At 59.4% G+C, this 23,940-nt stretch carries 23 protein-coding genes; 8 read left to right on the forward strand and 15 right to left on the reverse strand.

Going from position 1 to position 23,940, the window contains the following annotated elements:
• Positions 1-60: 60 nt before the first annotated feature.
• From XI05_RS10200 to rocF, 5 genes are all read right to left on the reverse strand, one after another.
• Entirely contained in the window at positions 61-339 is a 279-nt protein-coding gene (locus XI05_RS10200; protein ID WP_271501065.1) for a hypothetical protein, read from the reverse strand.
• 167 nt (positions 340-506) lie between these two features.
• The gene (locus tag XI05_RS10205) at positions 507-1,016 is read right to left on the reverse strand and encodes a PRC-barrel domain-containing protein (protein WP_271501066.1); all 510 of its coding nucleotides are present in this window, start codon (positions 1,014-1,016) and stop codon (positions 507-509) included.
• A gap of 225 nt (positions 1,017-1,241) precedes the next feature.
• Entirely contained in the window at positions 1,242-1,451 is a 210-nt protein-coding gene (locus XI05_RS10210; RefSeq protein ID WP_172785472.1) for a hypothetical protein, read from the reverse strand.
• A 201-nt stretch (positions 1,452-1,652) separates the two neighbouring features.
• Complete coding sequence (locus XI05_RS10215; protein ID WP_271501068.1) at positions 1,653-2,081, reverse strand: hypothetical protein; 429 nt, start codon at positions 2,079-2,081, stop codon at positions 1,653-1,655.
• Between the two features lie 114 nt (positions 2,082-2,195).
• Positions 2,196-3,173 (reverse strand): arginase, encoded by a 978-nt coding sequence (gene rocF, locus XI05_RS10220; protein WP_271501071.1) that lies wholly within the window; start codon positions 3,171-3,173, stop codon positions 2,196-2,198.
• Between the two features lie 261 nt (positions 3,174-3,434).
• Between rocF and XI05_RS10225 the strand changes: the two genes are divergently transcribed.
• A complete protein-coding gene (locus tag XI05_RS10225; protein WP_172785475.1) occupies positions 3,435-3,695 on the forward strand; it encodes a hypothetical protein in 261 nt (86 codons plus the stop codon).
• Positions 3,696-4,080: 385 nt separating this feature from the next.
• Here XI05_RS10225 and XI05_RS10230 read toward each other — a convergent pair whose 3' ends face one another.
• The 5 genes from XI05_RS10230 to XI05_RS10250 form a co-directional block, all read right to left on the reverse strand.
• Positions 4,081-5,142 (reverse strand): ABC transporter substrate-binding protein, encoded by a 1,062-nt coding sequence (locus XI05_RS10230; RefSeq protein WP_271501074.1) that lies wholly within the window; start codon positions 5,140-5,142, stop codon positions 4,081-4,083.
• 287 nt (positions 5,143-5,429) lie between these two features.
• Positions 5,430-6,092: a phytochelatin synthase family protein gene (locus XI05_RS10235; RefSeq protein WP_442869255.1), complete on the reverse strand. Its 663-nt coding sequence runs from the start codon at positions 6,090-6,092 to the stop codon at positions 5,430-5,432.
• Positions 6,093-6,477: 385 nt separating this feature from the next.
• Positions 6,478-6,981: a methyltransferase family protein gene (locus XI05_RS10240; RefSeq protein ID WP_271501077.1), complete on the reverse strand. Its 504-nt coding sequence runs from the start codon at positions 6,979-6,981 to the stop codon at positions 6,478-6,480.
• 300 nt (positions 6,982-7,281) lie between these two features.
• Complete coding sequence (locus tag XI05_RS10245; protein WP_271501080.1) at positions 7,282-8,475, reverse strand: serine hydrolase domain-containing protein; 1,194 nt, start codon at positions 8,473-8,475, stop codon at positions 7,282-7,284.
• 19 nt (positions 8,476-8,494) lie between these two features.
• Complete coding sequence (locus XI05_RS10250; protein WP_271501082.1) at positions 8,495-10,168, reverse strand: flavin-containing monooxygenase; 1,674 nt, start codon at positions 10,166-10,168, stop codon at positions 8,495-8,497.
• A 369-nt stretch (positions 10,169-10,537) separates the two neighbouring features.
• Between XI05_RS10250 and XI05_RS10255 the strand changes: the two genes are divergently transcribed.
• Positions 10,538-11,425: a helix-turn-helix domain-containing protein gene (locus XI05_RS10255; protein WP_271501084.1), complete on the forward strand. Its 888-nt coding sequence runs from the start codon at positions 10,538-10,540 to the stop codon at positions 11,423-11,425.
• Positions 11,426-12,149: 724 nt separating this feature from the next.
• Here XI05_RS10255 and XI05_RS10260 read toward each other — a convergent pair.
• Entirely contained in the window at positions 12,150-13,091 is a 942-nt protein-coding gene (locus XI05_RS10260) for an alpha/beta fold hydrolase (RefSeq protein WP_271501087.1), read from the reverse strand.
• 234 nt (positions 13,092-13,325) lie between these two features.
• On the opposite strand from XI05_RS10260, the gene XI05_RS10265 reads away from it, so the two are divergent.
• The gene (locus XI05_RS10265) at positions 13,326-13,922 is read left to right on the forward strand and encodes a phasin family protein (protein ID WP_212255365.1); all 597 of its coding nucleotides are present in this window, start codon (positions 13,326-13,328) and stop codon (positions 13,920-13,922) included.
• A gap of 2,054 nt (positions 13,923-15,976) precedes the next feature.
• Here the strand turns inward: XI05_RS10265 and XI05_RS10270 are convergent.
• The 3 genes from XI05_RS10270 to XI05_RS10280 all read right to left on the reverse strand — a co-directional run bounded on the left by XI05_RS10270 (position 15,977) and on the right by XI05_RS10280 (position 17,173).
• On the reverse strand, positions 15,977-16,156 hold the full coding sequence (locus tag XI05_RS10270) for a hypothetical protein (RefSeq protein ID WP_172785485.1): 180 nt from the start codon (positions 16,154-16,156) through the stop codon (positions 15,977-15,979).
• 376 nt (positions 16,157-16,532) lie between these two features.
• Positions 16,533-16,733, reverse strand: a complete 201-nt coding sequence (locus tag XI05_RS10275; protein WP_271501090.1) for a hypothetical protein — start codon at positions 16,731-16,733, stop codon at positions 16,533-16,535.
• Positions 16,730-17,173 carry a hypothetical protein gene (locus XI05_RS10280; RefSeq protein ID WP_271501092.1) on the reverse strand — a complete coding sequence of 148 codons (444 nt, stop codon included), beginning with the start codon at positions 17,171-17,173 and terminating at the stop codon, positions 16,730-16,732. The genes XI05_RS10275 and XI05_RS10280 overlap by 4 nt, the downstream gene beginning before the upstream one ends.
• Positions 17,174-17,996: 823 nt before the next feature.
• Here XI05_RS10280 and XI05_RS10285 point away from each other — a divergent pair.
• Positions 17,997-18,341 (forward strand): response regulator, encoded by a 345-nt coding sequence (locus XI05_RS10285; protein WP_271501094.1) that lies wholly within the window; start codon positions 17,997-17,999, stop codon positions 18,339-18,341.
• 149 nt (positions 18,342-18,490) lie between these two features.
• On the forward strand, positions 18,491-18,949 hold the full coding sequence (locus XI05_RS10290; RefSeq protein WP_271501096.1) for an ATP dependent DNA ligase: 459 nt from the start codon (positions 18,491-18,493) through the stop codon (positions 18,947-18,949).
• A gap of 406 nt (positions 18,950-19,355) precedes the next feature.
• Here XI05_RS10290 and XI05_RS10295 read toward each other — a convergent pair whose 3' ends face one another.
• Entirely contained in the window at positions 19,356-20,813 is a 1,458-nt protein-coding gene (locus XI05_RS10295; protein ID WP_271501098.1) for an alpha/beta fold hydrolase, read from the reverse strand.
• A 275-nt stretch (positions 20,814-21,088) separates the two neighbouring features.
• On the opposite strand from XI05_RS10295, the gene XI05_RS10300 reads away from it, so the two are divergent.
• The 3 genes from XI05_RS10300 (at position 21,089) to XI05_RS10310 (ending at position 23,783) form a co-directional block, all read left to right on the forward strand.
• A complete protein-coding gene (locus XI05_RS10300) occupies positions 21,089-21,505 on the forward strand; it encodes a hypothetical protein (RefSeq protein WP_271501101.1) in 417 nt (138 codons plus the stop codon).
• A 244-nt stretch (positions 21,506-21,749) separates the two neighbouring features.
• Positions 21,750-23,153 (forward strand): NAD(P)-binding protein, encoded by a 1,404-nt coding sequence (locus XI05_RS10305; RefSeq protein ID WP_271501103.1) that lies wholly within the window; start codon positions 21,750-21,752, stop codon positions 23,151-23,153.
• A 330-nt stretch (positions 23,154-23,483) separates the two neighbouring features.
• Positions 23,484-23,783 carry a DUF1330 domain-containing protein gene (locus XI05_RS10310; RefSeq protein WP_271501105.1) on the forward strand — a complete coding sequence of 100 codons (300 nt, stop codon included), beginning with the start codon at positions 23,484-23,486 and terminating at the stop codon, positions 23,781-23,783.
• The last annotated feature ends 157 nt before the right edge of the window (positions 23,784-23,940 follow it).

Consider the following 23,940-nt stretch of genomic DNA (forward strand, 5'->3'; position numbering starts at 1 on the left):
GCGGAGTGCACCAACTACTTCAAAAACTCAGGCTATGTTTCCGTGTAAATACATCATGCTCTAGGGCGTCACGGGATTGACGGTGGGAGAGGTCTTCGGCCGCTGCGGCTCGATCGGCGACTTCGGATCGGTCGGGAGCACCATGGCGCCGGCGGCCCGTGCCGCTTCGCCCGTGGTCGCAAACATCGCGACATGGGCCGGCTGTGTCTTGGCCCGGCTCCACGGCCCGTGGTCGACGATCAGCATGGCCGCAATCGTCACACCCGCCACGATCAGCGCGATCACGCCGGGATGGCGGAGGGCGTTGGGGATGGAATACGCGAGGCTAGCATTGGTCATCGAAGGATCCGCATTTTTCCTCTCGCAGGTTAATTCGGTCGAGCGCCCTCCGGTTCCCCTGCCGTGAGCAGGTTCCCGAGCCGGCACAGGGGCAGATTCATGGAGTGCAAGAGCCCAACAAAAGAGGGCCTCCATTCGGAGGCCCTCAGATCCATCAGCGATCGGTCTTAGTTATAGTCCGAATACTTGAATTGCGGGAGCGCCTTCAGCTGCTCCTTGTTTCCGCTCATGACCGCATGGTCGGGTACCCAATCATTGGTGTTGCGGCTCGTGGCATTCGTCGATGCCGCACCGGTTGTGGTCTCGCGCGAGGCGGGCGAGTTGCTGGTCGAGCTGGTCCGGACCGGCTCTTCCACGAACTTCAGCTTGTCGATGGAGACGGCGATATCGTGCTCGCCCATCCCCAGGAAGCCGCCGATGCCGATCACCACCGCGTTGATCTTGCCGTTCTTGTCGACGAGCAGCTCGTTGATGTCGCCGAGCTTCTCATTGGCCTCGTTATAGACGTTCAGGCCCATGAGCTTCGAGGCGCGCCAATTGTCCTTCAGCATCATCTTGTCAGCCGGCCGCGCGGTGGCAGCCGGAGCCGCTTGATCAGCCGGCTGAGCGGATTGCGCCAACGCGGCGCCGCTGATCAGAGCGCTGCCGATCAGAGCTGCGGCAAAAGTGGTTTTCATCGATCGTCTCCTCCAGTGAGCCGGCATCCCGATGGATGCCCGCCCAAGAACGTCTGGATATTCCACTTGTTCCGGCTGGGCACTCTGGGCGCAAGCTCTAAGCGTCGAACACGACGCGCAAAGCCATCACGATGATCGCTGAGATGAGAAATGAGATCGCGAGCAGGGTCCAACTCGGCCGCGTGCTCGCGCGGGCCAGGCGGACAACCAGCATCTTCAAGCACCTCAACATTCATCCCTGGGAAGCCGGTGCAGGTAGGCTATCCCGAAGCAGGCAAGCTCTTCGGTATCGCTTCGGTGCTCTTCCCATCTCCTCTGCAGATGGCGTTCCAGCAGACAGCGCCGGGTGTCGTCGGCAGCGACCTCGGGATGCCGCGCCCGGTACACTGTCCAGGCGGTGTCCGCGGCGTTCTTCAAGGCGATGTCGTCGACCATCCCCGCTCCCCGGAAAACCGAACCTCGTCGCGTGCCAACTCAAGCACACCGTCCAAAGTTTCTACTTTTTCCCGGTCTTCGACCATTTGATGATTCAGGGCGACTTGATCGGATTGCCTCTTGATCAGATTGCCTTGGCTCGGCGCGTCGCGGGCCGCGCTCGAATGGTCCAGGCCTTTCTCTTGAAGGGGGCGGTTTCGCTCACCAATCTCCGAAGAAGGGGCCGTGCCTCTCGAAAGCCAGCCGCGGTCCGGGCGCTCGTCTCGATAGCCTTGCCGAACGCTTGGCCTGCGGGCGGCTCTGCCAGGATCGACCGGCGGGCGGCTCTTGCTTGGTCTTGGCAGGAAGTGCTGCAGGCATGGCGGCCATCGCTTCGCGAATCGGCTCCTGTGGCGCTTCGAGCGGCGGCTCGGCCTGCGCGATCTGCGGAAGGTCGGCACGCGGTCGAGTGTCGAAAACGATCTTCTCAGGAAGAGGTGTCGCCGATCGGATCCGGATCGTCGTTTTGTCGGGATCGGGCGTCTCGGCCCGAGCCAGCGGCGCCGGAAGATAGTGCTCCGCCGCGAAGATCAGCGCCAGGAGCAGCCCGCCGACAAAGACGAAGTATCGAATGATCGGCATGACGGCCACTCCGCGCCGCAGCGCGCGGCCTGCGAGAACCCACCAATCATGGCAAGGTTCCGAGGTATTGCCACTTTTTCCCGTAATGAGGATCGAGCTGTTAGCTGTCGCCTCGGCGCCGCTTCACTCGCCCGGCGCGATGGCATTGCTCGGCGTCGGCCGGTCTGTGATCTGCTGGCCGAACAGGCTGCCGATCAGCTCGACCGCGGTGCGCGCGGTCCGACCGCGTTCGTCCAGGAACGGATTGAGCTCGACGATGTCGACCGATCCGACGACGCCGGAATCGTGCAGCAGTTCCATGATCAGGTGCGCCTCGCGATAGGTGGCACCACCCGGCACGGTGGTGCCGACGCCCGGCGCCACGCAGGGATCGAGGAAATCGACATCGAAGCTGACATGCAGCACACCATTGCTCGCCTTGACGCGTTCGATGACGCGGCGGATCAGGACGGCGACGCCGAACTCGTCGATCTGGCGCATGTCGACGATCCTGATCCGGCGCGAGCGCATCAGCTCCTTCTCGAGCTTGTCGATCGAACGCGCGCCGAACAGATCGAGTTTGTCCGGGAGAATCGAAGCGCGCGGATCGTCGCCGAGCAGGCCGTCAAGGCCCGGCTCGCCGCACAGGAACGCGGCCGACATGCCGTGCATGTTCGCGGTGATCGTCGTCTCCGGCGTGTTGTAGTCGGCATGGGCGTCGAGCCAGAGCACGAAGAGTTCGCGGCCGCGCTCCTGCCAATGACGCGCCATGGCATTGACCGACCCCATCGACAGCGTGTGATCGCCGCCGAGAAAGATCGGCAGCGCACCACTTGTCGCGATCTCATAGCCTCTGCGGCTCAGGACGCGGGTCCAGCGCTGGATTTCGCGGTAGTGATTAGCCATTTCGGGGGGCCTGTCGGTTAGGTCCACGACTTCGGCTACCGACAGATCGCCATAATCAACGACCTCGAAATCAAGGCTTTCCAGCAATGTCGCAAGGCCGGCGGTGCGCAGCGCCGCGGGCCCCATCAAGGTGCCGCGTTGCGAAGCCCCCATGTCGATGGGAGCACCGAGCAAGGCGATGCGCCGGGCTCGATCCGTCATGGTCCGGTCGGTCACGGCTGCCTCCTGACATCAGCAAGGTTGACCTAGCCTAACAGAGATTCGCACCCGTCGTTTCCCGGGGAGCGCGCGAGCCGCCGGCATATGATCAGGAACAAAATTCCCTGCGCTGAATTGCCCATCCAAGGCCGGCACCCGCCGTCAATCACGGCGCCTGTCGCGGATAGCCAAAGGTCATCAAGACCCGCTGTTCAGAACGAGCGCTCGCGCGGATTGCCAAAGGTGCCGGCTTCATCAACACGCCTGGAGGTCGCGCCCTTGAGCACGGAGATACCGCAATCCACGTCCCAGCCCGGCATGGCCGAGCGTGCCATCGATACGGCCGCGGACGTCTCCCGCACCATCGGTGAAGTCGCCGGAGGCCTGCACGCAGCGGTCGACCGCCTGACCTCCGCAGTCGAGGAATCGCGCAAGCCCGGCGGGGCACTCGCCACAGTCGCCGCGATCACCCGCGAAGCACCGCTTGCGAGCCTGTTCGTCGCTTTCCTGTTCGGCGTCGCGGTCGCGCGCCGGCGGTAGCTTTTCTGCGACCGCCCCTTTGCGAGCGTCCTCCATCAGGACTGGCTCGGCGCTGCGGTTCGGGCCGGAGCCGATGTGCCGAAGGCACTATTCGCCGCATTGCCGCGGTGGCACCTGCCAACGGCGGTCTTCACCTTGAAGGGTCGAATGCTGAGCCCGGTCGCGCAAGCGTTCGCGAATGCATTCGCGACGTCGCCAAGCCACATGCTCAAGGCAAGGCGGCAGGGCCACACCATTAGCTTGCCTACGCGAACAGCCTAATGCGATGTGGGGTCATAACCGGTGGTCGAAGTGCGCACGGTCCGCGGCCGGTCTACCAGCGATAGCGGACACCATAATGCCCCGGCCTTGTTCGGCTAAGGGCCATGAGGAGACATGCACCGCCCTATTCAATCACCTCGTGGGCCCGCGCGAGCAGGGTCGGCGGAATATGGAGATTGAGTGCCCTGGCGGTTTTGAGGTTGATAATCAGCTCAAATTTGGTCGGTTGCGAAACCGGCATCTCAGCCGGTTTTCCTCCCTTCAATATCTTGTCGACGTAGCTTGCCATTGCTCGGGTCTGCTCCGCCGCATCCTGCGTGTACGCCATGAGCCCACCCGCCGCCGGCAATGCCCGTACTATGGAGAATGACGCAAGTTTGTTTTTCAGCGCCAACTCAATGCTGGCAGCGCGCAAAAGAGTGGGCTGAATGATCACAGCATCGGCCGCGCCATTCCGCATTTCAGCGAAAGCGGTCTCGAATTCATCGTCGGGATGGCGCATCAATGGCTGCGTCGCGACACCGATACTGCCCGCGACTTTGTCAATCTCCGCGAGGAAGGATTTGGTGAATGGGTCAGCCGCATTGGCAAGGATCGCCACCCGATGCGCTGACGGAATCGTATCGCGAATCAGTTCGACGCATTTGCCTCCGAGCTGAGCCCCGAAACTATCCACTCCGGTTACGTTGCCGCCCGGCCGGGACAGGCTGGCGACGAGACCAGTGCCGACCGGATCGCCTGAGGTCATCACGATCGGTATTTCGGCTGTGGCACGTTTTGCAGCCGTAGCCGCTGGCGTCTGCCAGGCGACGATAATGTCAACCTTTAGCCTCACGAGGTCGGCGGCCGCGTCGGCAAGCACAGCTGCATTGCCTTCCGCCGAACGGATTTGCAGCTGGATGTCCCGATTCTCGAGATGGCCGAGTTCCCGAAGTCCGTCGCGCAGTTCTTTCAGGAATGATTCGGGATTCGGATTGCCGAGGACGAGTACGCCAATGTGGCGCGTGACCGGCTGCGCTGTAGCCGCGATTGGCCAAATGGCCCCTCCGGTTACAAGACCCAGAAAATGTCGGCGCCTCATGATCGCCCCCGCTTCCGTGGCGAAACGAGCAACGCCGCAAAAGCCGCTATGAACTCTCGCCGCTTCATTCGATCCTCGCGGCAGCTTGAGGACGGCGGCACGCACTGTATCACGTCTCGATCATGGTCGCTGCATTGAGCTTACCGGGCGCGTCTCCGCGCGATGTCGCAGTTGGGTCATTCGCGTCGGCTTAGCCTTGCCGCGATGACTTCCGGTCGACCCCGGTGAACGGACATGTCCGCCGCCGGTCGGCATGTCTCAAACGGGCCACGAGCAGACCCATCGCAAGGCAGCAGCTCGCAGCCTTGTTATTCGACCGCTTGGTCACCTCCACCGCCTCGCTCGCCTTCTTCAGCTCAAGGCTATACGTGACAGACCGCAGAGATTTGCAATTATTCGATCAGCAGCAGCCCGCGCTTCTTATCGCCATCGTACGTATTTACAGCTGCGAACAGCCGTTTTCGCTCGACTAGCCATGGCTGGTAGCTGGAATTGACATCGAGCACGAAAACTAGATCGTCGGCTTCCAGATAGCCGCCAATGGGCGAATGATGTCCAACACCAGCACCAAAAATTTGCGCGCGATCGAAATTCACGATGTAGCGTCGGCCTGGATCGTTGGAGCGACGCAGATGCTCCAGAAACTGGTCCTCGCTGAGATCACGCAAGACAGTGACTTTGCGGCTCGTATTGGTCCCCGCGACCTCGGCGAGCTCGTCAAGCGTGAGACCCAGGATGCATAAGCCTGTCCAGCACCGCCCGGTGCCAGCCAACACCTTGCCCTCCGTGCTTGCCGCCTCGCCGAGCGACCTATACGCATTCGCAACAGCTGCAGGTCCGCAACGAGAGCTATTTGACTGCCAGCTAACGTTCCTGTGGAATGTAGCTGCCACTGGCAGGTGCCACGCGCGTTCCATAAGCTCCGGTGTACGTGTTACCGAAGTCGCTATGGCTTCTGTCGGCACTCGTGACTGGCCACCAACAAGGGCCCCGGCACCCAGCAGGCCCGCAGTGACAACCATGCAGATAATGCTGACTGAGCGCCACCGCTTCATGGGTCTGAACCTAGCAGCTGGCCAGATTATATCCTTAAGCATATTGGTCGGAACAGACCCCATAAACGTCCGTTGAGGGTCCATCGCGTCGCGACGCGTCAGCGGTGACTTCCGGTTAGTTCTGGTGGAGGGACGTGTTGAGCGCCGGCGGACGGTCTCCAGCGGACCAAATTCGGTCCTCATAGTGCGCAGGCGCAGACGGCCCGTCTTCCTCCGGATCGGAAAGACGCGGCGTGCGGAGCAGTTGCCCGGCCCATGTGCTATTTTCGACCCCGGCGGCTAAGGTAGAGGGCCCTCCGGGGCGAGGCCGCTAGGCGCGCTTGCTACGCTTCGCCGTCTCGCACTGTTTGTTGCAGTCGGCATCGAGCCGCATGCAGCGATTCTTTTATCCGGCTCGCCATGGCGTCAACCGCGGAATCCAGCGTGGCACATTAGCCCGAAAGCTCTCGTACTCCGTGCCAAATGTTTGCTCGAGCGTCGGTTCTTCGTAAATCACCACAAAGACATGAAAAAAAAGCCAGAGTGGCGCGCCGTACCAGAGGAGTCGCCAATCACCAAACAAAAGGGCCTGACCAAAAATGACTGCGACGACCGCGATGTAGATGGGATTTCGCACGTAGCGATAAAGGCCAGTCACTACGAGCGTTTGTGTCGGCGCGATCGGGGCGGGCGTCCCCAGCCCCTCCAGCGCAAAACGGGCAAATGAATCCACGAGTCCGGGCACTCCGACGATGATCAATATACCGCCGAGGATGCGGGTTAGATCGACGCCGAAAAAAGCTGGCCGAAATTCCCACTGCGTGACCCACCAAGGGACGAAGCCTGCCAGCACCAACGGCGCAATGACGAAGAACAGAGCGGAGCCCAAGACGGCAATTGCTTTCGACATTGCGTGCTCCCGCAACCCGACAAGAATAGCTTACCAAATCACTTTCTACGAGCATTGAACGCGGCCCACAAACATTTGTCCCGGCGGTCGAGTTCTCTTCACCTCGCTTTTGATCTTCAGGCTGCGTTCCGAAATGGGTCAAAGGCTGCCCTCGGCATCCAGCACGACCTTGGTCGCGTCACCTGCAATGAAGCGGACATCCCCGCGGGTGCGAGCAAGAGGGGAAGTCAGCCACGGGCCAAATGCGGAACAATCGCACGCGGCCGCTGTGGCCGCGTGCGAAGGAGATCAGGCCAGTCGCTAACTTGCCATTCGCTGTTTCAGGCTCTGGTAAAATGCCGTCTCGAAATTCATGTAGCCGATAAACGACGCCGGATCACCGAAGGGAAGAATCTGTGTAGCCCAGAACCCGCCAAAGCCGTTCTGGCGATCGATCCAGTAAAACAGGTTGGCAAGGCCAGCCCAACCGAGCGCGCCGGCAGGACGGCCAGTGGGAGCTTCTTCATCATTGATCATGAAGCTCAGCGCCCAAGACTTGGACTGGCCGGGGAAGAACTCGGCATCATTGCACAGCGACGGGATGACGCCCGTGATCGGCGTTACCTTCTTGTCACCCAGGTGGTTCTTGTCCGCCATGCGGACGGTCTCCGCTTTCAACACCCGGCCGTGCTCGCCCACGCCGTCGTTCAGCCACATTCGGATGAAACGCATGTAGTCGCCGATCGTGCTGTAAAGGCCGTGGCCACCCATGTGCACTTCGGGCTTGGCAGGCAGTTCGAAATCCATCGGTGTGAGCGACCCGTCGGCGCCTCGCGCATGGATCCCCGCGAGCCTCTGGCGCATCGCATCGGTCAGCTCGAACGTCGTCTCCTTCATGCGTAACGGCTCGAAAATCCGAATCTGGAATACCTCGCCGAGCCGGCACCCCCTGATGGCCTCGACGATCTGACCGCACCAGTCAAGATTGGTTCCGTATTCCCATCGTTCGCCGGGATCGAAAAGCAGCGGAGTCATCAGGCAGGCCTTGGAAGCGGTGATGACGCTTGGCTGACCCTTTTCCTGAGCCAGACGGTTATAGGTGTGGTTGATGAAGTCGTAGCTGAGACCTGCGGTATGGACCATCAGCATGCGCGTGGTGATGTCGCGTTTGGGCGCACGCAGGATCGGCTCGCCCTGGGCATCAAAACCCTCGATTACCTGGAGCTTGCCGATCTCGGGCGCGTAGCGCTTGGCGGGCGTGTCGAGATCGAGTTTGCCCTCTTCGACGAGCTGCAGGACCGCCGTGGCGGTGATTGCCTTGGTCGTGGAAAAGATGGCGAAGATGCTGTCGGTTGTCATCTCGGCCGGTCGGTCGAGACGGCGCTTGCCGGCAGCGCCTTCGTAGATGTTGCGATGGCGGTTCGTCACCATCGCGACGACACCGGGCACGCGCGGAGTGGATGTAACGACATCGTTGAGAACGGCGTCAGCCGCTGCAGTGAAATTCGTGTTCATGGTCTCCTCCCCTCTGTATCTAAATGACGTTCTCCGTGGCGGCTTCGCGAGGACTCTGCATCGCAAAGCCTTGGTAGCCATTCGCGGCGACCTCGTCGCATTTCTGGCGATAACTGCCGACACCGCCGCAATAGGACAGAACGCGGCGCGGCTTGCCTTCGACATTCGAGCCCAAGTACCAGGAATTGGTCTTGGCGATCAGCGTCGCGTTGGCGATCTCATCGTGATGCGCCACCCAGCTGTCCTCGGCGTCCTTCGTCGGCTCGACGACGTCAAGGCTCTTGCTGCGCATGTACCTGATGCAACCGTCGATCCATTCGACCTGCTGCTGCAGGCATGTCGTCATGTTGCAGAGCGCCGCCGAAGGCGCGAGCGGCACGGCGGTGGTGAAGAGATTCGGGTAGCCGTGAACCTGCAGACCCATCGTCGTGCGGATGTCCCTGCTCCAGTCTTCCTTCAGCGAACGGCCCCCCCGACCCCTGATATCGATGCGCGTCAACGCACCGGTTCCGGCGTCGAATCCGGTTGCCAGAATGATGATGTCGAGCTCGTGGATCGTTCCGTCGGCCGTCTGGATGCCCGCAGGCGTCACACGTTCGATCGGATTGGATTTGACGCCGACGATCTCGACATTCGGACGATGGAAGGCTTCGAGAAACTTTTGCTCCAGCGGCACACGGTGCGTCCCGAAGCCATAATCGGTCGGAATTAGGGCTTCGCACAGCTTCGAATCCTTGAGCCGCTCGCGCATCTTCTCGCGCACGAATTCGGAGATCTCGGCGTTGACCTCGGGGTCAAAAAACAGCTCGGCGAAGGACGATATCCACAGCTTCAGGGAGCCGTCATCCCAGCAAGCCTGGAGTACTTCTCGGCGACGCTCCGGGGTGAGACCTGCCCAGGTGTGCTCGAAGTCGTATTCGAACCCGGTAAAGGTGTGCGGCAGGCGCTCGGTGAACGACGTGAACTTCGACTTATAGGCCTCGACATCGGCCGCGCCGTATTTCGGATTCCTCATCGGGATGATGTATTGCGGGGTGCGGATGAACACCTTGAGATGGCCGACCTCGCCGGCGATTGTCTGTATGACCTGAATGCCGGTCGCGCCGTTACCAATGACGCCGACGCGCTTGCCTACGAGGTCGACCGGCTGCTTCGGCCAGCGCGCCGTGTGAAACAACCGCCCCTCGAATGTCTCTTGACCTGGAAAGGACACGTGTGGGGCCGAGAGCATGCCGCAGCAGGTAACCAGGAACTGGGTGTCGATCACGTCACCCTTCTCGGTCGTGACCAGCCAGCGGTGGGTTGCCTCGTTGAAATGCGCGCTATTGACCGTGGTACTGAACTGGATGTCCTTGCGGAGATCCAGACGATCGGCGACGTAGTTCAGCCAACGTTCGATTTCCGGCTGGCCCGGGAATTTCTCGCTCCAGCTCCATCCCTTGTAGAGCTCCTCGGAGAAGAGATACTGATAAATGTAGGCTTCCGAATCGAAGCGCGCGCCAGGATAGCGATTCCAATACCAGGTGCCGCCGACGCCGGGGGCTGCGTCAATCGCCATCACCTTCAACCCCTGCTCGCGCAGACGGTAGAGCGCATAGAGTCCGGCGACGCCGGCTCCGATCACCACCGCATCGAATCGCGCCGTCACATGCGCGCCGTTGCTTCCGTTGGACTTGGTCGCGTCTTCCGCCATATTTCCCTCCTTGATGTTTTCTGAGTGCGCACGGCCATGCCCACCCGTCGCAGGGTCGGGTGGTGGTGCATTGCATCATTTCCCGTTTCGACAAATCGAAGGGGCTGTTTCACCAGCGGCGTTTGCGCCGCTTCTCTCCGCTCATGCCTGAAACGCGAGACAGCCTACGAGCGTGCCGACGCTCGCGGCTTGAACGAAACCGACAATCCTTTGAACGACGTGGGTGGCGCCGCGCCGCGAGGGCCGCAGTTCCTGGTGCAACTCGCTTGGCAAATGGCAAAACCAGCTTATGCTGCGCGGTTGCCATCCGGCCAATGAGAGAAAAAAGCGGCTAACGCTTCCCAGAATCCAGGGAGGGAGGCTTGCGCGATGGGCCAATTCATCACGGTCGAGGAGCTGCCGCGCTACGCTCCTGGCGAACTGATGCTGGACAGCTCCGCGGTGGGAAAGGCCGATTTTCGGCTACGGGTGTTCCGCTATGCACCGTCTGACATCTGGGTGCCCCCGTCCGAGAACTATCTGATCGTCCTCTACCGCGAGGGCGCGACAGCGATGAACCGCAGGGTTACCGGGGCCTGGAAGCAGGATCACGTCGGCCGCGGCATCACGACGCTGCTCACGCGCGCGGAAGGCTCGAACTGGCGATGGAGCCAGGATATCGAGGTCAGTCATTTCTACATTTCACCGGCGTTTATGGCGAAGATTGCCAGCGAGGCGTTCGATCGCGATACGCAACACGTCGAACTCCACGACCTGCTCAAGGTTGAAGACCCAATCCTGACCTGGATTGGTGATCAGATGGTGCAGGAGGTTGCGGCGGGGGGCCCCGGTGGCCGGCTCTGCTACGATGCGCTGGCGCTTCAGGCCAGCGTGCGCGTCCTGCGAAGATATGCCTCGGTGCAGTTCAAATTGCCCTGTTCACAGGGGCGTTTCAGGCCTGCCCATGCAAGACTGATCGAGGACTATATCGAACAAAACATCTCGAGAAACATTACGCTCGAGGAATTGGCCAATATCTGCAACTGCTCGCCCGTTCAGTTCGCACGCAAATTCCATGTGCATTATGGAATGCGGCCACACGCCTTTGTCTTGAGCCGCAAGGTGGAACGCGCGTGCCAGTATCTGCGCAAGGATCGCCTGGCGTTGAAGGAGATCGCGCTGCTGAGCGGATTTTCAGATCAGAGTCACCTCAATCGAATCTTCCGCCGGCAGATGAACATGACGCCGGCGGAATATCGCAGGCAATACATCGGCTAGGCCGCTTTCTCTCTCGCTGGCATTGCCTATGCGGTCGAGAAGGGTTGGCTGATGCTTCACGAAAGCGGAACTTACGCGAATTGCTCGCCCGCGGCGAAGATCTCCTCGCGACCGCTACGTCCGCAATGGCGTGGAATATCCCAGCCTTGCCGCCCTGCTCCGCGCGATCGAGGCCGAACACGCTTACAAGGAGACGTGATATGTAGCCCGCCCTCAGAACGTCCCTACGCTCTTCTTCATTGGCTCAGATCAAACCCACGATGATCAATACTCCGACCTCAATCAGTAGGAGCGTACCCGTTGCTGCGGAGATGAGAAACACATCACCTAGTGACAGATGCATGATCTGCCTCACAATTTGCCCTAGAAGCGGCCCTTGCATCCCTGGAACAGGGCTGGCAGGGCGGGATGATGGGGGCCGCTTCTAGGAGGTCCTTGACGCGTTCATCCGGCGCCAAGCGGTTCTCATTCTAATCCAAATTTAAATCTTGTCCAGCATTTAATTCATTTAAAGTGGTCGATTATATTAATATTTAATCGAGCCACGGCTTGAACGATGCAGGCCGCTGATCCCGTGTGGGGGATTGGTTTTTTTACGGTGAGCTATCTATCTGCTCGAGCATGCCTTGGGATGGCGGGTGCGTTGTTCGATTACTTTGAGGATCCAAGTGAGGTCAGACGGGCAGCTGAGCCGGAGGATAGGCTGACTAGGCGACCCCTCCTCCTAATATTTCGTCATTGAATTGACGGCCTCCGCAATGGCAGCGGGGTCTGCGTGCGTGACCATATGTCCGGCATTCGGAACCAGGTGAAGATCGGACCGAGGCAGCGCCTGATGTAAATCTCGAGCTTGTTTCTGTTCGATCACCTGGTCCTCTGCTCCATGGAAGATTTTCACGCGGGGGCCCATGGTCGAATAGTGAGCTTGGAACTGTGCTGCAGTTGGAATGAGGAGTGCGCTTTCCTGCGCAGCCGCCCTCAATTGTGCGGGCCTGAGAACGAGAGACGCTGGAAATTCATTCTTGAATGTCGACGGGACGGACCGGGGCGCGAAAATCTTGCGGAAGGCTCCCGGCAACATGGCCCACGAGATGATCGGCGCGACAGTGTAGCTGACCAAGTCGCCCAAGACCGGTATGGCCGGACCTGACATCAACCACACATCCAATCGGATGGTCGGGAAGTAGTAGCCGGACGCAAGCACAAGACCCCGGATCGGATAATCCTTCCGCATGCCGAGCGCGATCGCGACCAAGGCGCCCCAAGAATGGCCCAGCACCACAGGATCGCGGATCCCGAGTTGCTCGAGCCCCTTCACCAGCAGAGCTGCTTGAGCCGCTGCGGTCCATACTCGGAGCCGCGGCCGCTGACTGTAGCCAAAGCCCGGGCGGTCGAAGCATACCACGCGATTGCTGCGGGCAAGAAGATCGACCAGCCCACCGATTATGAAGTCCTGGATCATGGATCCGTTGCCATGAAGCAGCACGACGCAAGGGGCCGCGGGATCGCCCCGATCGATATAGTGGAGTACCACGCCGTCGCACTGGAGAAACTTGCCGATAGGCGGATTCCTTCGCTCGGCCAGTTTGGAGAAGCCGATGTTGCCGATGACGAGAAGCGCCAACAACAAGATAACGATGAGCAGTACGGTTTCAGCGGTGGTCATGACTGAGCCTTGAGCTAGGACCAAGAACATCTGGCCCGCAGGCCGATCAGACGAGCCAAGCCAAAGAATAATTGGAAGTTGAAGTGCTCGTTCCTGCGCGCAATGGCGGAGGATTGATTAAAAGATCGCTCGGTCCGGAACGGCGCAGAATTGCTCACGTTTGCTCGCTAAGGATCGCATGTGACGAAGCGCATAGCGATCCGACCTCACCAACAAGAACGATGGAGCAACGAAATGGCCAATCCACGCCCAGAGGAAAAGCCCACCCAAAGCCCTGAAGACACAATCCGCCGCGCCGGCGAGAGGACCGCTGAGCAGACCAGGCGGATCGGCTTGGCAACCGCCGAGGCCGGGGAGGAGGTGGCGCAAGCCAGCGGCCATCTCTTGCGACAAAATACCGAGATGTTGCAAAACGCTTGGCGCTTCGGACTCGACATGGCGGCGGCCATGATGGGTCGCTCGACCGATCAGCTGGGTCGCACGTTCGGTTTGACCGGCAATGAGGCGCAGCAGGCTGCGGAACGCTCGGTCCGCAATGCCGAAGCAATCATATACTCTACGACTGCAGTCGCCAAAGGAATGAATGGTGCATCGCGTGAGTACTTCGATTTCGTTCGACAGCAGATCGAGAGGACCATGGACCGCACGAATGAACTCTGGAACTGCCGCACTCCTCACGATTTGGCCGCTGTGCAAACCGATCTGATGCGCGACACGATCAGGAGTGCGTTGGATACCAGCCGCCGGATGGCGGACTTGTCGCTGAAGGTGGCGGACGATGCCGGAAATCATATAACTCGGAGCATCGAACGCATGCGGCAGGCAGCCTAGGCGCGGCTACAATCATGGCACCGGCGCGGCGGACTCTCAGCCGCGCCTATGCCTGACCCGCCCGCGAAGATTCCCGCTTCGCCGCTTGCTTAAAGCAAGGCGGCACGGCCACACGAGGGCCCACAAGCAGACGAGAAAACTTGATTTACTAGCAGCCGTTGAAGAGCTTTAGGGGGAAGCCCACCATCCGTCGGGAAATGGCTCAAGCAACATCCAATCGATTAAGTTGTCGTTCTGGGGGACCCCGAGACCTCCTGCATTTCTGCTTGGTGGCGTGTAGCAGCGGAGGCGGACAGACAGGGCGCCGCGATCACGACCTCGGAGGCGGTGCGAAGCATGGCGCCTGGAGCGCAATGCAGGCGCACCGCGGGCGACGCGCTCTGCATCTTCGACCAGGCTTCGAAGATCTTCCAGTTCTGAGAGCTGAGAGGCGAGCTCGCCAAGTTGTTGCCGATAAAGCATTGCGCGAGAGCTTCGCATAAATGTCCTCCACAGTACAAAAAGCACGACTAAGACGGATCAAAGCAATCGGGATAAACTGGCAATCTACCATAGCCAAAAATCGGCTTTCAATACGTCAGGCTCGTTGCCTCATACGGGGCTATCGCCTTCGAGAGCCTGTAGCAGCGAAAGGCAGCTTGGGGGGTCACAAGCGGCGGTCGTGGCAAGCGCAGCCCTACGCCCGGTTTACGGGCAATAGCCGACAAGCATCGAAACTGCTGTTTAAGGACGAGGGGCGGCCTCAGGCAGGAAGTCCACCCGTAAATTTCCCAAGTGTCGGCAATTTCGCTCCCTGGTTAACTGGTGCGGATCGAGCGCCGCATCATGAAAACTCAGAAGCCAAAACAATGGGCCGAGCAGGAGGTCCGACGGTTGATCACGCTGGCCCGACAGGGAGTTGGCGCGTCAAAGATAGCCGCCGAACTCGGCCGCCACGCCGGATCGGTGAGGCGCATGGCGCGAACGTTGGGACTGCTGTTGAAGAAGTAGTCCCCGAGCGATCTTGAGGGCGGCGCGGGCGGACCTACAGCCCAAAACCTTGGCCAACGTCCCGTATCAGCCTCAGCGCGGCGTCAGTATTGCGGCCGTAGAAGAGCGCGCGATCGAGCTGCGAAAGCATGCTCATTCCAAATAGCGCGATGGCAATGCCTCTAAACATAGTTGTGGACCGGGTTGAACGATGCAGCGAAAAGTTCAAAACGGCCCCAGCCGCAGGTTGGGAGAAACAGCCGGGGCCGGCATTCCCATTCCAATGTGCCGCGATCGGCGGTAATCGGCACGCTCCCAGCAAGCCACATGAAAGCTAACGAACTGTTTCGAAGGAGCCGAATTCGAAGCGAAGCGCCTGATCTCACAAACGCGCACTTCGCAACGCAACGTAGCGCCAACAGCCCGTAACCCTGCGTTGGGAGCGCCTCCGGAGCGGCTGTCTGGTCGCCGTGAGTGTGGATAAAACCCTGCGGCTCGCGTAGCATCGGCAAGGGTCCAACGTCTCGCCGGGATCAGACAAATGAGCCGTTTCCTGCTGTGCTGCGTAGCCGCTACCTGCTTCGCCGGAGCTTTGCTCTTCCATTCCTCAGAAGCGAATGCCGTCTTTTGGCGCGGCATCACCGCGCCAACAAACATCGATATTCACGGGTGGCCGATCATCAAAGAGCCCCCGCCGAGTCCATGCCAGTGGATACGGGTGAGCGGTGGCTACTGGGTCCGACAGTGCGTTTACTAGGCCCCCTGTCGCGAAATGATTGGTGATGATGTCGGCGGTATCGCTGTCCACATAGGGGCGCGAGTGCGGCGCTTGCTGGTGCAAGCGAGGTTTTCGTGTCGAACACGGTCGTGGCGGGCTGCTTCACCTTGATCGGACTCATCTCCTGCAAGCAGACGTTTCTGCTCTTCAAGCGCAGATCGGCAACGAGCCAGAAGGCGACGCGGACCTTAGAGAGCCTTGCCCAAAGCCAGCTGGGCTAACAGTTGATCACCACAGCCAACCATCGGTCCCGGTGGCTCGCATGGGAGGTCCATCGAAACGCAGCGCTTAGTCTGCTGTGGTACATTCACCCTTTTTGTTTCTCCTTTGCGCTTCTTCCATCGGAGCTTTTAGAGCGTTCCTCGAAGCGATCAGCGCCCTTAGCCAGATCGTGTCCCGTCTTGCTCTCGTTTTTCGCTTCTTCCTTAGCAGTCGCCTCGCGCAAGCCTTCAGCGGCCCGTTTCCCAGCTTTTCGTTCGTCATCCATGTGAAGCACCTTCCCTGACTATCACCACGCTTCGCCAGGAATACTCTGTGCTCATCCCAGCCAAGCCATAACACACTTCAATCAGATCGCTTGGACATTGTTCCAGTTGCTCGTGCGTATACTGGCTTAGAGCTGACCTCAGACGAGCCGCGCAGTCTATGTCCGCCGAAAGAGAGTTCGAAGATTGCGATAGCACGTCCGCTTCGGCTCAAAAGCCCAGTTCGCGATCCGCTCCGACAGCACCGAGGCGTTGACGACAGGCATGAATTCGGCCGGCGAGACGTGAAGCTGAAATGCCCTCGCCCTTGGAGGATTTCCCCTCCGCCCGCCAGCCGACATGGGCTGACAACCCCGCGCTATCCCGCGGGCTTGAGCTTCAAGAGTTGGATACGCGGGTCAATACCCGAATATTGCGCTGCTCCTCGGCCTCCGGTGAGACCGGCTTGGTTGGCGAGACGTCCACCCTCGCCGCACTCTCAGGCTTGTAAGCGAGTGCGTCGGCGATCCATCGCGGCCATTCGGGTTTCGGCTGAGGCTCAACCCGCGTTTGAAGCAACTGCTGAAGTATATCGCTCATGCCTTCTCCTGCGATTCCAACCAAAGCTCTTCATAAGAGGCATCCTCATCGCGGATCGCACCGAGGCTGCCAACGACACTAATGGGCCCTCGCTGCACGCTCTCCTCGATATGCGCCTCCAGCGTCACGTCGTCGCCGGGATGCACGATGACCCGTTCGATGCGGTGAACGAACCGGATCGGGTTGTCATCTTCGCTCACAATCGGCTGCAGCGGCTTGCCCCATCCCCGATCGAGAATGGCGTTGGCGGCCATCACACGGGCATGAGCGGGAGCGTCCTTGTCGCGCATGATCTGCACGAGGGTCTTGATCGCGAGATTCGTGTGCGTCCGCGCCAAGGATTTGATTTCAGTCAACGTGCGCTGCTTCAGAGCGCGGCGAGCCGCCGCCCTGGCGAGAGCATTCTGCGAAAGAAGGTTGTAGTTCACGGCTTCAGTCATTTGGAAAATCCGTCTGAAATTTACTCCGATCAATTTTGGATCGAGACGCAAAAAACCCGCGGCGGAGAACTCCGGCGCGGGCGCAAAACAAACTCGTCTCGATGATGCTATTCTGCCAGTGTTTTGCCCGACGGGTCAAGCTAATCGGCTCTTGCAAGCGACTTCTTGCTTTACCGATCGAGTGAATTGACGGGCTTAGGTTGCCCGGCAAAGGGACTGCCTTCGTCAGTCACCTCAAAGCGGTCGCGGCTCCTGAGCAGTAGACCGGCGTCGTCCGCTCCGTGGTGTCACTCGGGGGCGGTTGGCTCCTCAGGGATGCGGCGGTTGCGAAGGTTGGCTAGGTGCGGGTAGACCCATTCCTTCTGCTTGCATCGCAGCTAGCCTCCGGTAGGCTGTTGCCTGGCGCTCAAGATCGGCTTTCAAGTCAGGGTCGGTCTCATCGGCAGCGAGCCGCTCGAAGGCAACTGCTCTTTCAAGGTAGCGCATCAGAGCATCTATCATCTGCCTATCTCCGGCAGCATAGGATCATTTGTTCACCACTTGAGACCCTTCCTTGCTGAAGGGTAGCCAGCATATCAAGCCGCTGGCGTGGTGGCCGTTCCCCCCCACTAGCGATTAACCTGCATCAGATAGTCTTCAAGAACGGAAGGAAAGCTCCAGTTCTGCAGGAACGGTACAGAATACACCTCGTTGCCGGACATCGATGACACATTGTCCCTCCTTTGACTAACCCGGCCAGCACTGCTGACCGGGTTTTTCTTGCGTGATGGTTTGCCCGGGAACGTCCTGAATTTACATAAGTTAGGGACGAGGAGTTTCGCCTATGGGTCACACCGTCTTGCTTGTAGATGATGATCCCGACGTGCTCGTCGTGCTCTCAAGCATGTTGGAGGATCTGGGATGCAAGGTCGTTTGCGCACAGAGCGGCGGCGAAGCGCTGGATACCTTGCGGGATGATGAAAGCATTTCCATCCTGATCACGGACATCAACATGCCGGGTATGGATGGTCATGAATTGGCCGAGCGCGCCCGGCGCGACCGTCCAGCTCTGAAGGTGTTGCAGGTATCAGGCCGGGAGCCGCGACGGGGCGGCCTTCCTCTGCTCAGGAAGCCATTCACCGAAGATGACTTGGCGCGCGCGATGCAACAAGCGACGGGTGTTTGCTAGGGCAAGAGCTTGTTCGAGCAGCGCTCAAACTCCTCGTCGATCGTTGCTCTTCTCTCAAGAGACTTCAGTTAACGCTTAGCGCCGCCGGGCCGGAACGAATCCCCGCAAAAAGATTCGAATCAAATGAGTTTGTTGCGTGGAGTTGTTAAGTGGCGTCCCAGCGTCAGCGGCGGGCACCGGCGATTGGCATCAAGGCGCCCTTCCCGGATTTTATCGAACCGGGTTTGGCAACCTCCGTCGAGAGCGTCCCGTCCGGGGAGCGATGGATTCACGAAATCAAGTTCGATGGCTATCGCGTCCAAATGCATTTGGTCAATGAGACCGTGACCGCCTACACCCGCCGTGACGGCGTGTATCTCGGCCGCTGCAAGGGCGATGATCTCTTCTACGCCGGCAAGGTTGATCACGGTTTCGACAAGACATCTGCAGCCAAACTGCGCAAGCGCCTGGAGCCGCTGCGGCGCAAGACGCAGCCTTACGCGAAGCGGATCGCGCACAAGGGCATCTGGGTCGAACCAAAGCTCCTCGCAGAGATCGAGTACCGCGCAAGGTCGGCCGAGGGAAAGGTGCGGCATCCATTCTTCAAAGGATTGCGGGAGGATCTGTGACCGAGAATGGCCAGGCATGGTTTTCCACAGCCACGAGCGGCAGTAGCCGGGCGCAGAGATCACCTACTAGGAATCGATAATTTGCCAAACCCGGTTGGCTCATGCCTTTGAGACCGCATGTCCACGAAAGTCGCGCCAATATCTCTTCGGCACTCAGATGAAGATGGCAGTAGAGCGCGCAGGGAGGCGCGCAAGGAAGCTGACAAGCTCGCGTGCGTGGCGTGGAACAGCCGGATGCTCGGTTACAAGGGACCGGCGCAGCCCTCGCCGACTATCGGCGATGCCATCAACGTCCGTTCTCGCGCGGACAGCCGACATGGCGGCAACTTAGCGTTGTTCGACTCATGCCCTAGCGGACATATCTTGTAGTAATTGAGATAACGAACTTAGCTATGGACGTGACTCATCAAGCTGAGGCACTCACGAAGCTTTTCAGCTCGTCCGAGAACTGCGTCACACCTGGGTCTTGCTCAAGCAAGACGTGGTTCTTGCCTGGCAACGCAACGAACCTGGCGTTTGGAATGCCGGCGGCCATTTCGCGACCCAGTGCAATCGGCACCCGAGGATCGTCACGGACATGCATCACCAGCGTCGGTGCTCTAACCTGGCACAAGAGATGGCGAACGTCGAACTCGCCGACTGTCTCAAGGTAGCGCACAGCGCACTCAGGCGAGGCGCTCAGACGTTGGATTTCGTTGAACGCATCGGCCTGCTCCCGCGTCGCAGTTGGCATCATCTGAGAGGTAAACATCTGACGGAAAGTTGCGTCGTCCGAACCCCACCCGAGCTTCATCAATGTCTTCATGGCCGCCCAACGCTCGCGATCAGCGTTAGTCATATTGGGTCTCTTATTGAAGCCGGTTGCAAATCCACCGTACAAGATCAGGTGCGACACGCGATCGGGGTGCTTTGCTGCGTAGGCGATCGAGACGGCGCAGCCTTGTGAATATCCGAGCAAGGGAAATCGATCGAGGCCAGCGGCATCGACAACCGTCTCCATATCGCTGACCCACGCCTCGAAGGAAACTTCGCCGACGTCCCAATCAGAGAGACCATTGCCGCGCGCATCGTAACGAACCAGCGTAAAGGATTTTGCCAGGTCGAGCAGGCTATGGCGGAAAATCGGCAGCTCCCAATCGTACTCCAGATGACCCATCCAATGGGCCGATCGCACGATCGGAGGCCCAGACCCAACTTTCGCATAAGCCAGCCGAACGCCGTCAGGCGCACTGCAATATCGAACCTCCTGTTTGAGATCTGATTTGGCCAGAACCTGTGATGCCAAGGACCCGCTATCGTGGATATCAACGCGGTAGACTTCTACTGGCCGAGCGATGTTTTTCAGGTTTTGTCGGCCTAGCTCCCGGTACGGAAGATTGACTTTCCCCTCGATAAGGTCCAGCACTTGGCGAGAAATGCAGATACCGCCGCGCGCGGCAATGCCTTCGAGTCGCGCGGCGACGTTCACACCATCACCGAAGACATCGCCGCCATCCTCGATAACGTCACCTATGTTGATGCCTATGCGGAATTCAATGCGCCTGTCAGGGTTGACCTTCGCATTGCGCACGGCCATCCCGCGCTGAATTTCGAGGGCACACTTCACTGCATCTACGGCGCTGGGAAATTCGACGAGGATCCCGTCTCCCGTCGTCTTAAAAATGCGTCCGTGGTGCTGCTTGATCTTGGGATCGCTGAGCGTGCGCCGATGTGTTTTCAGGGAGATGAGGGTACCTTCTTCATCGGCAGCCATCAACTTGCTATAGCCTGCGACGTCGGCCGCAAGGATCGCTGCGAGATGGCGTTCGATGTGTTGCCGCATCGTCCGGTTCCGTATGCCCTCAGATTCGAGCTTACGGCCCATGGACTGTCCATATCACCGTCTTTCGATGTCGCCTTCGTCACAGGCGGCGGTCGGGCGAGCCCTGGCTTGCGTTCGTTCCGCCTCCCGTAGCCGACATTGCAAATGCGCCGGCCCACTTTCCGCTAAGGGCCCAAGAGGCGAAATGACTCGGCGTCACGCAAAAGGTAAATGCCCTGCCGAGGAAGTGATCGGCGCCTCTAACGGCACGCACTTTTGGTTGAACCTTCGCGCGGCACCGACGACCCACGCAAACGGGCTAGGAAACGGAGGTTTCCATGACCAGTTCCAATGGACGCCCGGCGTATCCTTGTCGGCTGATCGTAGCGCGCACGGTGGGATTGTGTACGGTCACATTTTTCGGCATCAACACAGCCTATTCACATGACCTGATGCGACCAGAACTGAACGCTTGGTTCAAAAGTCTCAAGAACAAGGCAGGTGAGCCATGCTGTGATGGTGGGGACGGCCAATATGCCGAGGCCGAGTGGGATGTGACAAAAAATGGCTATAGAGTCCTTCTGAAACATCCGCATCGGCCAAACGAACCCGGGCAGTGGTTTGACGTGCCAAACTCTGTCGTGCTCAACCGCCAGAACCTCAGCGGCAGGGCGATGGTTTGGTGGTCGCCGTCCTACGCAGATGGAAGAATGACTCCTATGTGGCGCTGCTTCATTCCCGGACCGGAGGGATGATCCTCCCCTGCGAAACAATTGCACCGTAAGTCCGCTCAGGGTCAAAATACGAAGAACTCAGGTTGAGCAAATCTGGTCCGCTCTGCCGCGATGGGCGGCGCTCCGTCAGACTCGGCGCAATTCGCAGGTGGACCACGAGCGGACTCACGTATGGTGTTTCGGAACAGAACCTGACAAACTGGTGGGGCATTGGACATCCTGCACTAGCGGCCAACACGGGCTCTGCCGAACATCAGGTGCACAAATGCTTTCAACGGACTACCTCATCATCGGCAGCGGCGCGTTGGGCATGGCTTTCGCCGACCAACTTTTGACCGAAACTGACGCCGACATGGTGATCGTGGACCGCCATCACATGCCCGGGGGCCACTGGAACGACGCGTATCCGTTTGTCCGTCTTCATCAACCTTCAGCTTTTTACGGCGTTGGTTCTCGTGCGCTCGGCAGCAGTCGGCTAGATGTCGCAGGTTTTAACAAGGGTTATTATGAACTCGCCTCCGGCGCTCAGATCATCAGTTATTACGACCGGCTAATGAACGAACGATTTCTGCCCTCGGGCCGTGTTCAATACTTTCCGTTGTGTGACTATCAAGGAGATAACCGGTTTGTCTCTCGACTTTCGGGCGATATTCAGGAGGCAACGTTTCGCAAAAAGCTCGTTGACGCCACCTTCCTAAACACACAGGTCCCATCGACCCACGTACCCTCGTTCGAACTTTGTGACGGCGTAAAGCTCGTCACCCCTAATGTGCTTCCGAAGCTTGCGCCGGACTTTAGAAGCTATGTCATTTTGGGCGGTGGCAAGACGGCGATGGATGTCGCTGTATGGTTGCTCCAGATGGGCGCGTCGCCGGAAAGCATCCGTTGGATCGTGCCACGCGATTCCTGGCTTAGGAACCGAGACAAGGTCCAGCCTGGCGCAACGTTTTTTAAGCGGACGGCAGGCAGCCAAGCAGATCAACTCGAAGCGGCGGCAGAGGCGACGAGCGTAGCCGATTTGTTTGAGCGGCTGGAACGAACCGGCCAGTTCTTGCGCATAGATACAACGGTGACACCGACCATGTACCGTGGTGCGACTATCTCGTGCCTTGAGGTAGAAGCCCTGCGCAGGATCAAAGACGTGGTGCGCAAGGGACGCGTGCTGAGGATAGAACGTCGAACAGTCATCCTCGAACATGGGGCAATCGAAAGCTGCTCAGGCAGCCTCTATGTGGATTGCACTGCCAAGGCATTTCGCACTCAGCCTTCCGTTCGTGTGTTCGACGGCGACCGGATCACGATCCAAATGCTGCGCCCCGGTGCCCTCTGCTTAGGCGCGGCGGTCATCGGTCATATCGAAGCCGCCTACGACGATGAGACGATAAAGAACGAACTTTGCATGCCGATGCAAACGCCGAACGCGCCGGCCGATTTCGCTCGTCTTGCACTTGGGGACTTGCAAGCCGGGCGCCGATGGTCGGCGGACAAGACCCTTCACCGATGGGTGGTGGAGCACCGGCTGACGGGCGCGGGTATCGGACAGGCAGATGTGTCCGTGCATGACCCAGATGCGGACCAGATTCGCAAGCGCCTGCGCGAAGCTCGTCCCAAAGCCGAAGCAAACTTGTCACGGATTATTGCCGAACTAGCTACCGATAGTTTGCAATGAGTATGCAAACGTCGGAGCCGACCCCTCAGTCCAGCATCAGCTTCGCCGCACCGAGCCGATGTCCGCATTGGGTCAACACGCGAAGAACTCAGGTTGAGCAAATCTGGTCCGCTCTGGCTCGACGAGCGGAGCACCGATCCCCGAGGCGCAACTTCGCAGATGGGCCAACAGAGGAAGTAAGTCGAAGATAAAGAGCCGAGATTTGAAGAAGCGGCTGAGCTATAAAGTGAGGTGGTCCGGTTTGTCAGCAGACCGTTAGCGCAACCGAAGGGAGGACTTCACTGCTCAGCGATGTATCCAGCATCCTGAGGTTCGCAAGACGAGTGCGAGATGGCGAAGAAGGGATATTGGATCGGTCACATCAACGTCACGAGCCCGGAGCGCTACGAGGACTACATCGCGGCCAATGCCGCACCATTTAAGAAGTACGGGGCGAGGTTCCTGGTCCGCAACGGTGCGTGTGAAGTGCACGGCGACGCACTTCAAGGGCGTCGCCACGTCGTTATCGAGTTCGAAAGCTACGCAATAGCCAAGGCCTGCCTTGACTCACCCGAGTATCAGGCGGCGGCCAAGATTCGCAACGAAGCCAGCACTGCCGATTTCGTCATCATCGAGGGCCACGAGGACTAACAGCGTTCCGCGGCGAGGCGATATGGCAAGAAGGATCTCATCCTAAGAAGCGGCGGCGAGGTCCGGAATGGGTCATTCGCGTCGGCTTAGCCTTGCCGCGATGACTTCCGGTCGACCCCGGTGAACGGACATGTCCGCCGCCGGTCGGCACGTCTCA

Origin of the sequence: Bradyrhizobium sp. CCBAU 11357, from assembly GCF_028128865.1 — a bacterium.
Lineage (GTDB): Bacteria > Pseudomonadota > Alphaproteobacteria > Rhizobiales > Xanthobacteraceae > Bradyrhizobium.

Excerpts from the sequence above, each read along its gene's own strand:
- XI05_RS10200 (WP_271501065.1), bottom strand. The coding sequence starts at position 339 with ATGACCAATGCTAGCCTCGCGTATTCCATCCCCAACGCCCTCCGCCAT.
- XI05_RS10205 (WP_271501066.1), bottom strand. The coding sequence starts at position 1,016 with ATGAAAACCACTTTTGCCGCAGCTCTGATCGGCAGCGCTCTGATCAGC.
- XI05_RS10210 (WP_172785472.1), bottom strand. The coding sequence starts at position 1,451 with ATGGTCGACGACATCGCCTTGAAGAACGCCGCGGACACCGCCTGGACA.
- XI05_RS10235 (WP_442869255.1), bottom strand. The coding sequence starts at position 6,092 with ATGAAGCGGTGGCGCTCAGTCAGCATTATCTGCATGGTTGTCACTGCG.
- XI05_RS10240 (WP_271501077.1), bottom strand. The coding sequence starts at position 6,981 with ATGTCGAAAGCAATTGCCGTCTTGGGCTCCGCTCTGTTCTTCGTCATT.
- XI05_RS10245 (WP_271501080.1), bottom strand. The coding sequence starts at position 8,475 with ATGAACACGAATTTCACTGCAGCGGCTGACGCCGTTCTCAACGATGTC.
- XI05_RS10250 (WP_271501082.1), bottom strand. The coding sequence starts at position 10,168 with ATGGCGGAAGACGCGACCAAGTCCAACGGAAGCAACGGCGCGCATGTG.
- XI05_RS10255 (WP_271501084.1), top strand. The coding sequence starts at position 10,538 with ATGGGCCAATTCATCACGGTCGAGGAGCTGCCGCGCTACGCTCCTGGC.
- XI05_RS10260 (WP_271501087.1), bottom strand. The coding sequence starts at position 13,091 with ATGACCACCGCTGAAACCGTACTGCTCATCGTTATCTTGTTGTTGGCG.
- XI05_RS10265 (WP_212255365.1), top strand. The coding sequence starts at position 13,326 with ATGGCCAATCCACGCCCAGAGGAAAAGCCCACCCAAAGCCCTGAAGAC.
- XI05_RS10270 (WP_172785485.1), bottom strand. The coding sequence starts at position 16,156 with ATGGATGACGAACGAAAAGCTGGGAAACGGGCCGCTGAAGGCTTGCGC.
- XI05_RS10275 (WP_271501090.1), bottom strand. The coding sequence starts at position 16,733 with ATGAGCGATATACTTCAGCAGTTGCTTCAAACGCGGGTTGAGCCTCAG.
- XI05_RS10280 (WP_271501092.1), bottom strand. The coding sequence starts at position 17,173 with ATGACTGAAGCCGTGAACTACAACCTTCTTTCGCAGAATGCTCTCGCC.
- XI05_RS10285 (WP_271501094.1), top strand. The coding sequence starts at position 17,997 with ATGGGTCACACCGTCTTGCTTGTAGATGATGATCCCGACGTGCTCGTC.
- XI05_RS10295 (WP_271501098.1), bottom strand. The coding sequence starts at position 20,813 with ATGGGCCGTAAGCTCGAATCTGAGGGCATACGGAACCGGACGATGCGG.
- XI05_RS10300 (WP_271501101.1), top strand. The coding sequence starts at position 21,089 with ATGACCAGTTCCAATGGACGCCCGGCGTATCCTTGTCGGCTGATCGTA.
- XI05_RS10305 (WP_271501103.1), top strand. The coding sequence starts at position 21,750 with ATGCTTTCAACGGACTACCTCATCATCGGCAGCGGCGCGTTGGGCATG.
- XI05_RS10310 (WP_271501105.1), top strand. The coding sequence starts at position 23,484 with ATGGCGAAGAAGGGATATTGGATCGGTCACATCAACGTCACGAGCCCG.